Consider the following 13,971-nt stretch of genomic DNA (forward strand, 5'->3'; position numbering starts at 1 on the left):
GCCGGTGGGGGCGGTTCGGCGCGGGCCGTCCGGGACGCGCGACGAGCGGGGCGTGCGCGTCGGCGGAGAAGGCGATGTCGATCAGGCGGAAGTGCGCCATCGGTGTGGCGGCCTTCCCCGCGGCGCCGAGACCGATGTCCCCGGGAAAGCGCCCCGGCGTCCCCGAGAAGGGATCCGATGTCCTCAGGTTTCCGGCGAAGGGGGCGGGAGTGCACCGGGCACCCCGCCCCACTCGCGCGAACGCCGTTCCTCCCGGAGACGATCGCCCGTCCGCGTTCCGCGGCGCCGGAGTCACTCCGCGGTGCCGAGCTCCCAGAAGCGGAAGACCGTCGAGGTGTCCAGGCAGTTCTGCAGCCCCCGGACGCTCTCGTGGGCGACCGCGTACTGCTGGCCCTGCCAGAGCGGCAGGAACGGCAGCTCCCGCGCCACGATGTCCTGCAGCTTGATGAAGTCCTGCCGGGTTTCGGCGCGGTCGGTCACGGAGGAGGTGCGCGGGATGATCTGGTCCGATATCTCCTTGTTCTCGTAGTTGTTCGACAGCACGTTGTTCTCGCCGAAGAACGGCTGGGTGAAGTTGTCGGGGTCGGGATAGTCCGGCACCCAGCCCTTGACGTAGACGCCGTACTTGCCTGCGGCGATGTTCTTCTCGTACTGGCCGAACGGGACGGACTTCATGTCGGCCTCGAACAGCCCGCTCCGGTTCAACTGGTCCGCTATGGTGCGCAGTTCGTCATCCGTGGCGGGACCATATCGACTCGGGGTGGACCAGAGCGTGAGCTTCACCTTCTCGGTGATTCCGGATTCGCGCAGGACGTTCCGCGCCTTGTCCGGCTTCGGACTGTCGCCGTACACGTCGAAGAACGAGGTGCCGTGGCCGGTGATGCCGACCGGGACCGCCGAGTAGAGCGGCGTCGCCGTGTCCTGGTACACCTTGCTGACCAGGGAGTACCGGTCGACGAGATGGGCGATGGCCTTGCGCACGGCGAGCTTGCCGACGACGGGATCGGCGACGTTGAAGACCAGGTGCTGGACCTCGGCGCTGCTGCCCTGCACCACCGTGATGCCATCCTTCTTCGCGGTGGCCGAGGAGTCCAGGGCGGCTATCGCCTTGGCGGTGAGACCGCGGTAGGCGATGTCGACGTCGTCCTTCTCCAAGGACGACCTCAGCGCCTGCTGATCGCCGCGGAACAGCTTCAGCGTCACCCCGGAGTTCTTCACCTCGGCGTTTCCGTGGTAGCCGGAATAGACCGAGAAGTCGGCTTCGGACTTGTCGATGGAGTCCAGCTTGTAAGGTCCCGAGCCCACCGTCTTGCCGCCCCCGAGCAGGCGGTCCTTCGGATAGACCTGGTGGTCCACGATGGAGCCGGCACCCGACGCGATCTTGCTGGGGAACGTCGCGTCGGGCACCTTGAGGTGGAACACCACGGTCTTGTCGTCCGGGGTGTCGATCGACTTGATGGTGGACAGCATCGGCGACGGACCGGCCGGGTCGTCGATCGCGATCGTACGGTCGAAGGAGAACTTCACGTCCTTCGACGTGAGACTGTGGCCGTTGCTGAACTTCAATCCGTCGCGCAGCGTGCAGGTGTAGGTCTTGCTGCCGTTCGAGAACCCGCACTCCTCCGCGGCCTCCGGCACGGGGGTGGAGGAAGCGGGCGGGAAGCTCAGCAGGGACTGGAACACGTTGTTGAACAAAAGCCAGGACCCCGGGTCGTACCCCGAGGCCGGGTCCGTGGCGAGGATGCCGTCGGACATTCCGACGACGATCCTGTCCTTGCTCTCGGACGGCCAGATCTGGTCCTCGGAGCCGCAACCCGTCAGCAGCACCGCTGTCATTCCCCCGACGATCAGAGTGCTCGACCGCCTCGTACGATCCATCACGGAAAGTGCTCCATACTGTCGGCCGGCCGCGAGGGTGTCCCCGGACAACCGGATCGGGTCAGGAAGTACTGCGCACGCCGCGACCAGACACTCGGCCCGGTCGGGCGTGTTGGTGCGGACCGAGCGGACTGCCGGGACTCGGTGTTCGACAGGAATTGTATGCACGGTGACTGACAGTCAGCTTCCGCTTGGTGAACGGTAATCGGCCGAACGGCGAACACGCCCTGGAGGAAGGGTGGATGGGCCGTGCGACAACAGGCGGCCGCGAAGGTCGTTCGCCGCCGTGCCGAAGGCGGGAGCGCGGCCGTCTCGCACGACCCCGCCCGCTCACGGAACGGGCCCGTCCCCCCGGGCTGTCACGGCCCGGCGGGGTTCCATTTCCCCGGGCAGGAACGTCACATGGGGCGCTCCCGTGCGGGGGTGGACGACGACCTCGCCCGCCACCTCGTAGACCTCGCGCAGCAGTTCCGCGGTGATCACCTCTGCGGGCTGGCCGGACGCGACGACCTCGCCCCCGCGCAGCACGTAGAGGCGATCGCAGTAGTACGCCGCGAGGTTGAGGTCGTGAAGCGCGACCAGAACGGCGGCGGGGAGCCGGCGCAGGATGCCGAGGACGTCGAGCTGGTGGCGTATGTCCAGATGGTTGGTGGGTTCGTCGAGGACGAGCAGCGAGGGCTGTTGGACGAGGGCGCGGGCGATGAGCACACGTTGGCGCTCGCCGCCGGAGAGCCGGTCGAAGGAACGGTCGGCGAGCGAGGCCGCGTCCACGGACGCGAGGGCGGACGCGATCAGCCGGGCGTCCTGTGCGGTGTCGCCGTCGAACAGGCCCTTGTGCGGAGTACGCCCCATGGCGACCACCTCACGGACCGTCAGGTCGAAGTCGGCGACGGGCTCCTGGACCACCGCGGCCAGGGTACGGGCCAGTGTGCGCACGGGCAGGCGCCAGACATCGGTCCCGTCGACCCGTACGTGTCCGGTGTCGGGTCGCAGCACGCGGTAGACGGCGCGCAGCAGACTGGACTTGCCGCTGCCATTGGGGCCGACCAGCCCCACGACCTCGCCGGGGCGGGCGGTCAGGGAGACGTCCCGGACCAGGCGGTGCGCACCGGCGGACAGGGTGACCCCGTCGACGGACAGGGCGCCGCCGTCGACGGCGCGTTCGACCGGGTCGCTCATGCCGCTCCCCGTTCGCCGTTCCGCCGGGCGTCACGGCGCATGAGCCAGAGGAAGAAGGGGCCTCCGCACAGCGCCGTGAGCACCCCGACGGGAAGTTCCAACGGCGCCGCGACCGTGCGGGCGGCGATGTCGGCCCAGATCAGGAAGACGGCTCCGCCGAGGGCGGCCGTCGGCAGCACGCGACGGTGGTCGCCGCCGACGACGAGCCGCACGGTGTGCGGCAGCATCAGCCCGACGAAACCGATCGGCCCGGTCGCCGCGACCAGGACCCCGGTGACGAGGGACAGCAGGACGAACATGCGGACCCGGAACCGGGCCACGTCGAGTCCCATCGTGCCCGCGGACTCCTCGCCGGCCAGCAGCAGGTTCAGGTGCCGTGCCTGTACCAGCAGGACGGCGATGCCGAGCAGCAGGGCGGCACCCGGCAGCCAGAGCGTGTCCCAGCCGACGCCGCCGAGGCCGCCGAGGGTCCAGGCGAGGACGGCACGGGCCTCGTGGCCCCGGCCGGTGGTGAGCAGCAGCAGGTTCGTCACCGCGGTGAGCACCGACGCCGTCGCCACACCGGACAGCACGAGCCGCACCGAGGTGATGCGTCCGCCGGTGCGCGCGGTCGCGTACACCACCAGCAGCGCGCCCAGGGCGCCGGCGAACGCGGCGGCCGGCAGCGAGACGGGCCCGAGCGCGCCCATGCCGAGCACGATCACCGTGACCGCGCCCAGCGACGCGCCGGAGGACACGCCCAGCAGGTACGGCTCGGCCAGCGGGTTGCGGATGAGGGCCTGCATGGCGGTGCCCACCACGGCCAGCCCGGCGCCGGTCACGGCACCGAGCAGCACCCGCGGTGCCCGCACGTCGAGGACGATCGTCTCCCGGGCGCGGGTCCAGGACGGCTCCTGCCAGTCGGCGCCCAGCGCGTGCGTCACGATGCCCCACACCTGGCCGGGCGGCACGTGCACCGAGCCGATGGCCAGGCCGGCGGTGGCGGAGCCCACCAGCAGCAGCGCGAGGACGGTCAGCACGAGGGGGAGGGGCACGCGCCGCGACCGGCCGCCGCGGCGCGGGAGCCACGCCCCCGCTCCGTCGGCCGCCCCCTCGGTCGTCCCGTCGGGCGGGGCGGCCCTCACGGGCGCTCCCGTACCCGCCCCCGTCACCGGAAGCTCTCGGGATGCAGGCCGCGTGCCAGGCCGTCGACCGCGTACGCCGACCGGATGCCGACGAGGGTCGCGGTCAGCGGCAGGACCACGAACCGCTTGTTCCTGATGGCCGGGACGTCGGCGAGGGCGGGCTGCGAGAGCAGGAACCGCTTCTTCTGCTCGACGCTGCCGGAGCCCGCGTAGTCGTAGATCATCACGACCTCGGGCTTGCGGGCCACGACCTGTTCCCAGGAGACGTCCCCGAAGACGTCGTCGAGGTCCGCGAAGATGTTCCGGCCGCCCGCCAGCCCGATCAGGTCGTTGCCGAGCCCCTTCCCACCCGCGGTGAAGGCGGTCTTCTCGCCGCTGTCGTAGACGAAGACGGGCACGTCGGGCCTCTTCCCCACGGCCGCGACGGCCTTGTCCACGCGCCCCCTCAGATCGGCCACCAGCGCGGAGGCGCGGTCCGGGACGCCGAAGACGTCGCCGATGGTGGTGATCTCGTCGTAGGTGTCCCGCATCGTCACCCGCTTCTTGCCGCAGTACTCGCGGTTGAGGTAGGTGTCGATGCCCGCCTCGGCGAACGCCTTGCGCGACCGGCCCTCGTTCTCGGCGAACGCGCTGCCGTAGCCGCCGTAGACGAAGTCCGGCTCCGCGTCCAGGACGGTTTCGAAGGACGGCTCCCGCTTCGCCAGTTCGGGTACGGCCGCGAAGTCCTTCCGCAGCTCGGGCAGGACGGCCGAGTCCGGGAAGGCGGTACCGACCATGCGGTCCTTCAGTCCCAGGGCGAGCAGCAGTTCGGCGGGGTGCTGATGGATGGTGACCACGCGCGAGGGCGGTTTGTCGTACGTCGTTCTCACACCGCAGTTGTCCACGGTGACCGGGAAGCCCTCGACCGACGACGCACCGGCCTCCGGTTTCCGGGGTGAGCCGGCGGTGCCGCAACCGGCGGCCGACAGGACGGTGGCCAGGGCCATGACCCCGGCGACGACGCGCGGGGCGCGCAGGCTGCGGGCAGAGGGAGAGCAGGGGCGGCGGCGGGGTATGCCGAAATACACGTAGAGCCTCCTGGGGAGTCCGCGCTCCTCAAAACGGGCCCGCGACAGGCCAGTGTCCTGACTCCCGGATCGACGTTCCCCCCGCCTTCCCGCGCGGCGCGCAGTGGCATGTCGAAGGGTTGCACTCCCCGGTCACAGTGGCGGGACCGTGCCGGATTCGCACCGGCTTCCTGTCTCCCGTCGCGGCGATGACCTGCCGATATTACGGTTGTCCGACGTCGGCGCACAAAGGGCGCCCATGTGAGTGATCGCACGCCGAGGAACCCGGGCCCGTCTCCCGGCCGTCCCCGCCCCTTCCCGGCGCGGCCGGGGGGCGCGATGCGGGAGGCCGAGGGCGACCGGCATCGAAGGTGCGGGGGCCGGTCACCGAAGGCACGGGAGTGACCGGCGTCAACACGAGGTTCCTGGTGTCTCGCGGTCGACGTAAAAAGGTGGAAAAGAGGGTAAACCATCGTGCTGTGTGCGACATCCTCACTGGCGTGATGAGCCTGACGGGGACACCCTTCTTCCTGGCCACGATCGCGCTGGTCATGGTCAGCGTGCTGCTTCCTCTGTTGCTGTGGGGGCGGGTACGGGGTCCCGCCGTGGTACGAGGCGCGAGCCGCCTCGCGATGGTCGTCCTCGCGCAGGGGGCGGCCGTGCTGAGTGTCTTCGTGGTGGTCAACAACACCAACGGCCTGTACGACAGCTGGGCCGATCTGCTCGGCACCGGACACCATGTCGTCGCGGCCCCGGACCTCGGACGCGACGGACTCGGAAGTCACAAGGACCTGGCGAACGAGCCGAAGGTCGTCCAGGAGTTCGACCCGGTGCACGACGCCCGGATGGGGCGCAACGTCCGCGTCACCCAACTGCGCGGCCGGGTGTCGGGGGTGCGCGGCGAGGTGTACGTATGGCTGCCGCCGCAGTACGACCAGCCGGCCTTCCGGCACCAGAGGTTCCCCGTGGTCGAACTCCTCGGCGGCTTCCCCGGTTCGGCGAAGGCGTGGTTCAGCAGCCTGCGGGTCCAGGCGCAGCTGGAGGCCGGGATGCGGAGCGGCGAGATCGCCCCGTTCATTCTCGTCGAACCGCGCACCAATCTGCTGGCCGGTCAGGACACCGGATGCGCCAATGTGCCGGGCGTCGTGGACGCCGAGTCATGGCTCAGCGTGGACGTCCGGCAGATGGTGATCGACACCTTCCGCGCACGGGGCGGCGCGAAGGGGTGGGCGGTGGCCGGCTACTCGGCCGGGGCGCACTGTGCCGTGAAGCTGGCACTCGCCCACCCCGACCGGTACCGGGCCGCGGTGGGCCTGTCCGGCTACAACGACCCGGCCGCCGAACGGGTCTCGCTCACGGCCCGCGCCCCGGAGCTGCGGCGGGCCAACAACCCGCTGTGGATCCTGCGCCATGCGACCACCCCTCCGCGCGTCGCGCTGTATCTCTCGGGCGGACGCGACGACGGCTACCGCGACGGCCTCGCGCTGCGGCGCGCGGCGGCACCCCCGACACGGGTGGTGGTGGCCCGGGTGACCGGGCCGCACACCATCGGCCTGTGGAAGCGCCAGGTGCCCCAGGTCTTCCGCTGGCTGACGGCCGAACTGTCGCCCGGGGCGGGACGGGTCGCGCCGGCGAAGGGCGTCTGAACCGACAAGAAGCGGTGCGGGAGGGACCGACGGCCCGCGGGGGAGTGGTCGGCGCGGGGGCGTGACGGGCGGTCGGACGCTCGGGACCGCCGCCGTCCGTCGTCATGTCGGCCGTCCGTCGCCATGCCGGTCGGGCGTCGGCCGAATGGAGTCGTCGGGCCGTCCGGCCGGGCGATCGTGACGACGGGGCCGGCGCCTCGGCCGGGGCGCCGGCGGCGGTTCGGCGTACGGGCGGCAACCGCGCTTCGGAGGCCTCGGGCGTGGGCGGACACCGGATTCCGGGGACGGCGGCCGGGGGCGGGGAACGGATGCCGGAGGCCGCGGGGCCGTCCCGCGTGACGATGCCCGATGCGGTCGTCGACCCTACGGTGGTGCCATGGCGGTGAGCAGTGGTCGGAGAAGGGGGGAACGGTCCGGGTTCGGTGTGATGGACGCACTGGTCCTGGTCGTGCTGTTCGTCCTGTCCGTCGTGGCCGCCTCGATCGTGCCGCACGAGCGCGAGTTCTCCTTGCGCTGGCAGGCGGTGGTGCTGGCGGGCACCGGTTGTTCCGCGCTGGTGTGGCGGCGCCGTCACCCGGTCGGTGTACTGGCCGTGGCGGTCGGCTGCGGGGTGGCCTTCCAGGTGCTGGGATTCCGCGAGAGTCCGCTGGTCATCAGCCCCGTCCTGGTGTCGGTCTACACGGTCGCCGCGCGCACCGACCGGCGAGTGACCTTGCTCGCGGCGGTGTCGTCGGTCGCCATTCTGGTGGGCGTCGCCGTGCTGTGGGATCCGCGATCCTGGCTGGCCCCCGACAACGCGGCGATGCTGGCGTGGACGGTGCTGCCCGCTGCCATCGGTGACGGGGTGCGCTCGCGCCGCGCCTATGTGGCCGCGGTGGAGGAACGGGCGGAACACGCGGAGCGCACGCGCGAACAGGAGGCGCAGCAGCGGGTGGCGGCCGAGCGGGTGCGGATCGCGCGCGAACTGCACGACATCGTCGCTCACCACATCGCCCTCATCAACGCCCAGGCGGGCGTGGCGGTCCACCTCGTGGAACGGCGGCCCGAGAAGATCCTGGCCGCACTGGAGGACATCCGGGACACCAGCCGCTCCGCACTCGACGAACTGCGCGTGACCGTGGGGCTGCTGCGGCAGTCCGGCGACCCGGTGACGCCCCGCGACCCGATGCCCGGCCTGGCCCGCGTACCGGCGCTCCTGGCATCGTTCGAGCGGGCCGGACTGAACGTGAGCCACAGCTGGCACGGCGTCGCCGAACCGCTCGCTCCGGCGGTCGACCTGGCCGCGTACCGCATCGTGCAGGAGGCCCTGACCAACGTGCACAAACACGCGGGGGCCGACCACGCCCGGCTGTTCCTGCACTACCGCCCCGAGCGGCTGACGATCACCGTCGAGAACGACGGCCTGACCGGAGCGGACCCGACCCGTCCGGGGACGGGACACGGGCTCATCGGGATGCGCGAGCGCGCCTCCACGGTGGGTGGGCGGCTGTACGCGGGCGCCCGTCCGGAGGGCGGCTTCACCGTGACGGCCGAGCTGCCGTTGCGCCCCGGCGCGGTCATGGGCGAACCACAGAGAAGGGACGGGCATGACGATCCGCGTGCTGCTTGTCGATGACCAGGCCCTGCTGCGGGGCACGTTCAGGATGCTGTTCGACTCCACGGACGACATGGAGACGGTGGGGGAGGCGTCCAACGGGCAGGAGGCGCTGGACCTGACCCGTGCGCAGAGCCCCGACGTGGTCCTGATGGACATCCGCATGCCGGAGATGGACGGTCTCGAAGCCACTCGGCTCATCAGCGAGTCCGACGACCTCACCGAGGTGAAGGTGCTCATCCTCACCACCTTCGAGGACGACGAGCACGTGGCCGAGGCGCTGCGCGCAGGTGCGAGCGGCTTTCTCGGCAAGGGCGCCCGGCCCGAGGAACTGCTCGACGCCGTCCGTACGATCGCCGCGGGCGAGGCCCTGCTGTCCCCGTCGGCGACGCGTGCGCTGATCGGGCGCTTCCTCGCCCAGCCGGATCCGTGCCCGGCGGGCGTGCACGAGCGGCTGGAGTGCCTGACGCGCCGGGAACGCGACGTCGTGGGGCTGGTGGCACTGGGGCTGTCGAACGACGAGATCGCGGCGCACCTGTTCGTCAGTCCGCTGACCGCCAAGACTCATGTCAACCGGGCCATGACCAAGCTGGCGGCCCGGGACCGGGCCCAGCTCGTCGTCATCGCGTACCAGTGCGGTCTGGTGAGTCCCACGACGGAATCGGGGCCTTCGCAGCCGTCCATGCAGTCGTAGTCGCATTTCCGGGAGTGGGCGGGGGCCGGGCGCGGGCGAGGTCGTGGACCCGGGCGCGGACGCCGGCGTGATGCCCTGCCGCCGGGGCCGTTCCGGCCGGTGGTAGGCGGGGGAGACCGGATACCGCAGCCGTGGTAGTCGGAATCGCTGCGGCGGGACGACGCGCGAGGGGCCTCCTCCGGGCGACAGTGGGATGGCGAACGGAGGTGTCGCCATGATCGAAGCCCACGGCCCGGCCGAACGGTACGAGGCGGATGAAGCGACCGGTGTCACCGGCCCGGCATCCACTGCCGTACGCCGCTTCACCGGCACGGGATCCGCTCCCGTCGGCCGCTCCACCGGCCCGGCGATCGAGGCGACCCCGATGGGCGCCCAGCCCGTCCCGACCGGTCGGGCGGCCCCGTCGCCGGACGCCACCGATCGCGTCCGCCCGTCCGGGCGGCGCACCGCGTACGGAGTGTCACTCCTCGGTTCCGGGGTATCCGACCTGCGGACCCACAGCGACACGGGCGCGCCTCCGACACCGTCCGCTGGACGCACGGCCACCGGGAGGCGTCTCCCGGAACCGTCGTTCGCGCCCGGTGATCAGGCCCCCCTCCACCACGACCCCCATGCGCGATTCCCGCGCCCGGACCACTGCCATGACGGCCGCGCGACCGGCACCGCAGCACAGGAAGGACCCCCTCCCATGTTCACTGCCACCAAGAAGCGCAGCACGATCGACGAACGACCGGCCGAGGCGCCCGCCCCCAAGGTTCCCGCGCCCGACACGTCCGGCGGCCACGGCCACCCGGCGCCCCCCCTCACGCACCGGGCCAAGGACGACTTCCGCGCCCCGCCCGCACACCTGCTGCTCCTCCGCGACGCGCTGGCCGACCGCGCCGTCCGCGACCAGGGGGCGGGCACCGGTGGCGGGGCCGGACAGCGCCGGGGCGCACCCTGCCGACGCGTTCGGGCACACTCGGCCGGGACCACGCAGCTCACCCTCTCCCAGTGGGTCAGCAGGACCGCCAGGATCGGGACCACGGCCGACGAGCACGCGGCCGCGAGCTGAGGGGCCCGCCACCGTGAGCCGACGGACCTGCGACCACGAGCCCGACGGGTCGGCCACCGCGAGCCGACGAGCCCGCGGGACGAACGCGCCGACCCGTGGTGACACACCCCGGGGCTGCACGGCGGCGGGCGGAACGGCACCGGGGAACAAGGCCGGTGAGTACCCCTACCCGGCCGACTGCGGCGAGACGACGTCCCAGGTTCCGAACCGGGTCAGCCCGGCCGACGTGGCCGCCGCCACCGAGGCGTGGTTGTCGAGTTGGCACCGGTACTGAGGCTCGTGGTCCCGCGCGAGGGCGTGCCGGGAGATCGCGCGCACGAGGCGGCGGGCGTGGCCCCTGCCCCGGTAGGGCGGCAGCGTCAGTACGCCGAGGTCGGCCAGCGGCGCGTCGTCCCACGGGTACATGCTCGCCACGCACACCAACTGCCCGTCCTCGAAGGCGCCGTGGACCGCCCAGTGGTCCAGCGCGACGAACGCGTCGTCGAGATCCTGTTCCGGGGCTGCCGCCTCGAACCGCTCGAACGCCCGCGCGTCGGCCGCGGTGAGCGGGCGGACCGAGGGGTCGTCCGGCTCATCGAGCAACGCCTTGCGGGCCTCGTGGGTGAAGTAGAAGAGGTTGTCGGCTCCGTGCAGCGAGATGCCGGACACCTCCAGCCGCCGCCGGAAGCCCGCCTCGTCGACCGGCTGTCCTTCCTCCAGACCCATCTCCCCGGCGAGAGCGGGAGTGAGCAGGACACGCGTCCTCCCGTCGGTCGTCGTGAGGACGGTGAGCCGTTCGTCCTCGTCGAGCGCGGCGTCGGTGGTGACGGCGAAGGCGTCGTCGCCGCAGAGGAACCGGCTCGTCGGGGAGGGGGCGAGCCAGAAGTCGGTGACGGTGGAAGCGAACATGTCGGGTGCTTTCCGTTCGTCTGATCGGGTCTGCGTGGTCGGGTGGATCGGGTTTGCGTGGTCAGGCGGCCGCGGAGGCCGCACCGGGGCCGTGTCGCCGGATGCCTCGGGAGGCGCGGTCGGTGGCGGCCCTGCCGTGAGGTCGACGATCCGGGGGCGGACGAGTCCCAGGGCATCAGGGGTGTCAGGGGTCCGTGAGGTCAGAAGCGCTTGACGAGACTGACCGAGCGGTCGGTGACGGTGAATCCCAGACTCCGGTACAGGCCCAGGGCGCCGGTGGGGCTCTCGGAGTCGACGTCCAGCACGGCGCGGCCGAGACCGTCGGTCCGCAGTGCCCGCAGCACATGGGCCAGCATGGCGCGGGCCAGCCCCTGCCCCCGTGCCTCCCGTCGTACCCCCACGGCCGAGATGTATCCGAACGGGCCCCCGCGCAGAGGCCATTCCTCCGGTGACACGTCCACGAGGACGAGGCCGACGACGCGCTCGTCCTCGGATGCGCCGGACGTGCCGGGGGCGACGGCGAGCACGGACAGGTCCGGTCGGAACGCCTTCAGGCGGCCACCGGCGGCCCATTCCGCGACGGTGACCGGCTGGCTGCCCCAGTGGTCGCGGAAGGCGTCGTTCAGCGCGGTCCTGGCCCGCTCCCTCCACTCCTCGCCGTAGGGCACGAGCCGCACCCCCGAAGGGGAAGGCGGCTCGGCGAGCGGCGCCATGAGGTCGCGTTCCAGCTCCAGCCACCACCGGGCGCGCTCGTAGCCGTGCGCCTCCAGGAGCCGGATCGTACGGGTGGCACGGTCGTCCGTGCCCGAGGCCAGCCACCCGGGCAGGGCGGCGTCGCACGAAGCGAGATGCTGGAGGCCACGGGCCTCCTGCCACGCCAGCAGCGCGCTGCCGATGCCCTCGCCACGACGGTCCGGCGCCACCGTTCCGTCGAGTTCCACCCAGAAGATCGTCTCCGGGCTCGCCGGGGCCACGGCCGAGCCGTAGGCGACCGCGCGACCGCCGGAATCGACGGCGATCACCGCGTCGCGCTCGGGGACGAAGGTCTCGCCGGCGAACTCCTCCTCCAACTCGTCCCTCATCACCAGCCAGCGCGGGTGATCGACCTTCCCGGCGGCACGCTTCAGGTCGAGGACCAGATCGATGTCGGCCGCGGTGACCGGTCTCCAGACGAGCCCGTCACCGGCCGTGGGCAGGGCGATGGTCGAAGGGGCGGTCACCCGGTCGCGCAGTGCGCGGGTTTCGGGGCCGTGATGCGGTGTCCCGCTCACTGGGTTCCTTTCTCGGCACCGGCCGTACGCCGTGGGACCGCTGCGGCGGCGGTCCGACATGGGAGCGGGCGTGGAGGCCGCGTGTTCCACAGGGGGTCGCGCCGAGCGGTCATCGCCTCGGCCACGATCGAACTGTTGGGTCTTCGCTCGTCACCGTTCGGATCGTAACGCCTGAAAATCATGGAAAAAACTGAATTGAAACCCGCGGTGTTCGCGTCCGCGACACGGGCGGGACAGGGCCGGGGACCGTTTCCCCCGAGGGCGCGAACCCGGCCTCCGACTGGTGAGTTGGCGGTCGGAGCGCGCGAGCCGCCCGCACACCGGTATTGCTTGTACGCCTTCATCGCGCCGCACTACCGTGCCGACATGGATCTCTTCTCGCGTTCCTGGACGGCGTTGCGCACGGCCGTCGTCGCACTCACGGACGAGTACTTCGCGCGGCCGTCCGGCTGCTCCGGCTGGCTCGTACGGGATCTGGCGTGCCATCTGATCATCGACGCCCAGGACGTCCTGATCACCCTCGCGACCCCCGCCGACACGCAGCCGACCCACGACGCGGTGACGTACTGGGACGTGGCCCGTACGCCACCGACCGGTGCCGACCCGCTCGACGCGCTGACCGTCCGGCTGGCCGCCGCGTACGAGGAACCCCGGCTGCTGAAGCACCACCTCGACGACGTCGGCTCCGCCGCGGGCCGGGCCGCCGGACTCGCCGACCCGGGCCTCCGGGTGGCCACGCAGGACAAGGTGCTCACCGCGGGCGACTTCCTCTCCGCGTACGTCCTGGAATGGACGCTGCACCACCTCGATCTGATCGCGTGTCTGCCGCACGCGGCGCAGCCGCCGGCCGCGGGACTCGCCCGGTCCCGCGCGATGCTGGAGGTGATCGCCGGGTCCCCGTTCCCCGCGTCGTTCTCCGACACGGACACGTTGCTCATCGGTACCGGACGGCGTGCCCCGACCGACGCTCAGCGAGCCGAACTGGGCGAGACGGCCGCTCGACTCCCGCTCGTCATCGGCTGATCGGCGCGGCGGGGCGGAGCATGTGCCGGAGAGGCGAGGGACGCAGACGCGCGGGCGTCCGTCACCCGCCGTCCTCCTTCCGCTCGTCGTCGACGATCTCCGCATCGACGACCTCGTCCTCACCGCCGGCGGGCGTGCCCGCGCCGGCACCCGGTCCGGAGCCATCGGGGGAGGCGCCGTCCGCCCCGCCCCGGGCCTGCGCGTACAGGGCGGAGCCGATCCGCTGCGCGGCCGTGCTCGCACGCTCGGTGGCGGTACGGAGCGCGGCGGTGTCGTCGCCCTTGAGCTTCTCCCTGACCTCGGTGAGCGCCTCCTCGGTCTCCGTGCGCACATCGTCCGGGATCTTGTCGGCGTTGTCCTTCATCAGTTTCTCGGTCTGGTAGAGCAGGGTCTCCGCGCGGTTGCGGGTCTCGGCGGTCTCCTTGCGCTGCCGGTCCTCCTCCGCGTGCTGCTCCGCCTCGCGCACCATGCGGTCGATGTCGTCCTTCGGCAGCGAGGAGCCGCCGGTGACGGTCATCTTCTGCTCCTTGCCGGTGCCGAGGTCCTTGGCGGTGACGTGCATGATGCCGTTGGC

The 13,971-nt window shown here is 71.8% G+C and carries 12 protein-coding genes and 1 riboswitch; of the genes, 5 read left to right on the forward strand and 7 right to left on the reverse strand.

What is annotated here, in order from left to right:
• Positions 1 to 291 precede the first annotated feature (291 nt).
• The 4 genes from ACFYY6_RS16100 to ACFYY6_RS16115 form a co-directional block, all read right to left on the reverse strand.
• Positions 292 to 1,836: an ABC transporter substrate-binding protein gene (locus tag ACFYY6_RS16100; protein WP_351522621.1), complete on the reverse strand. Its 1,545-nt coding sequence runs from the start codon at positions 1,834 to 1,836 to the stop codon at positions 292 to 294.
• Positions 1,837 to 2,208: 372 nt separating this feature from the next.
• Positions 2,209 to 3,057 carry an ABC transporter ATP-binding protein gene (locus tag ACFYY6_RS16105; protein ID WP_389193626.1) on the reverse strand — a complete coding sequence of 283 codons (849 nt, stop codon included), beginning with the start codon at positions 3,055 to 3,057 and terminating at the stop codon, positions 2,209 to 2,211.
• On the reverse strand, positions 3,054 to 4,091 hold the full coding sequence (locus ACFYY6_RS16110; RefSeq protein ID WP_351522617.1) for an iron ABC transporter permease: 1,038 nt from the start codon (positions 4,089 to 4,091) through the stop codon (positions 3,054 to 3,056). The genes ACFYY6_RS16105 and ACFYY6_RS16110 overlap by 4 nt, the downstream gene beginning before the upstream one ends.
• A 113-nt stretch (positions 4,092 to 4,204) precedes the next feature.
• On the reverse strand, positions 4,205 to 5,167 hold the full coding sequence (locus ACFYY6_RS16115; RefSeq protein WP_388649218.1) for an ABC transporter substrate-binding protein: 963 nt from the start codon (positions 5,165 to 5,167) through the stop codon (positions 4,205 to 4,207).
• 110 nt (positions 5,168 to 5,277) lie between these two features.
• Positions 5,278 to 5,460, reverse strand: a riboswitch (cobalamin riboswitch).
• Between the two features lie 270 nt (positions 5,461 to 5,730).
• On the opposite strand from ACFYY6_RS16115, the gene ACFYY6_RS16120 reads away from it, so the two are divergent.
• The 4 genes from ACFYY6_RS16120 (at position 5,731) to ACFYY6_RS16135 (ending at position 10,215) form a co-directional block, all read left to right on the forward strand.
• Positions 5,731 to 6,873, forward strand: coding sequence for an alpha/beta hydrolase (locus tag ACFYY6_RS16120; protein WP_386607511.1), 1,143 nt, complete (start codon positions 5,731 to 5,733; stop codon positions 6,871 to 6,873).
• Positions 6,874 to 7,249: 376 nt separating this feature from the next.
• A complete protein-coding gene (locus ACFYY6_RS16125) occupies positions 7,250 to 8,488 on the forward strand; it encodes a sensor histidine kinase (RefSeq protein ID WP_389193629.1) in 1,239 nt (412 codons plus the stop codon).
• Positions 8,460 to 9,161: a response regulator transcription factor gene (locus tag ACFYY6_RS16130; RefSeq protein ID WP_351522613.1), complete on the forward strand. Its 702-nt coding sequence runs from the start codon at positions 8,460 to 8,462 to the stop codon at positions 9,159 to 9,161. The genes ACFYY6_RS16125 and ACFYY6_RS16130 overlap by 29 nt, the downstream gene beginning before the upstream one ends.
• Before the next feature lie 688 nt (positions 9,162 to 9,849).
• Positions 9,850 to 10,215: a hypothetical protein gene (locus tag ACFYY6_RS16135; protein ID WP_351522611.1), complete on the forward strand. Its 366-nt coding sequence runs from the start codon at positions 9,850 to 9,852 to the stop codon at positions 10,213 to 10,215.
• A gap of 165 nt (positions 10,216 to 10,380) precedes the next feature.
• Here the strand turns inward: ACFYY6_RS16135 and ACFYY6_RS16140 are convergent, their stop codons facing one another.
• Entirely contained in the window at positions 10,381 to 11,103 is a 723-nt protein-coding gene (locus ACFYY6_RS16140) for a GNAT family N-acetyltransferase (protein WP_351522609.1), read from the reverse strand.
• Between the two features lie 200 nt (positions 11,104 to 11,303).
• Positions 11,304 to 12,374, reverse strand: a complete 1,071-nt coding sequence (locus tag ACFYY6_RS16145; protein ID WP_351522607.1) for a GNAT family N-acetyltransferase — start codon at positions 12,372 to 12,374, stop codon at positions 11,304 to 11,306.
• Between the two features lie 366 nt (positions 12,375 to 12,740).
• Here ACFYY6_RS16145 and ACFYY6_RS16150 point away from each other — a divergent pair, with 366 nt between their 5' ends.
• Positions 12,741 to 13,397 carry a maleylpyruvate isomerase N-terminal domain-containing protein gene (locus ACFYY6_RS16150; RefSeq protein ID WP_351522606.1) on the forward strand — a complete coding sequence of 219 codons (657 nt, stop codon included), beginning with the start codon at positions 12,741 to 12,743 and terminating at the stop codon, positions 13,395 to 13,397.
• A 61-nt stretch (positions 13,398 to 13,458) separates the two neighbouring features.
• On the opposite strand, the gene ACFYY6_RS16155 is transcribed toward ACFYY6_RS16150, so the two are convergent.
• On the reverse strand, positions 13,459 to 13,971 hold a 513-nt coding region (locus ACFYY6_RS16155; RefSeq protein ID WP_351522604.1), incomplete at its 5' end, for an Hsp70 family protein.

Source organism: Streptomyces sp. NPDC001750 (genome assembly GCF_042892615.1).
In the GTDB taxonomy this organism is placed as follows: Bacteria; Actinomycetota; Actinomycetes; order Streptomycetales; family Streptomycetaceae; genus Streptomyces.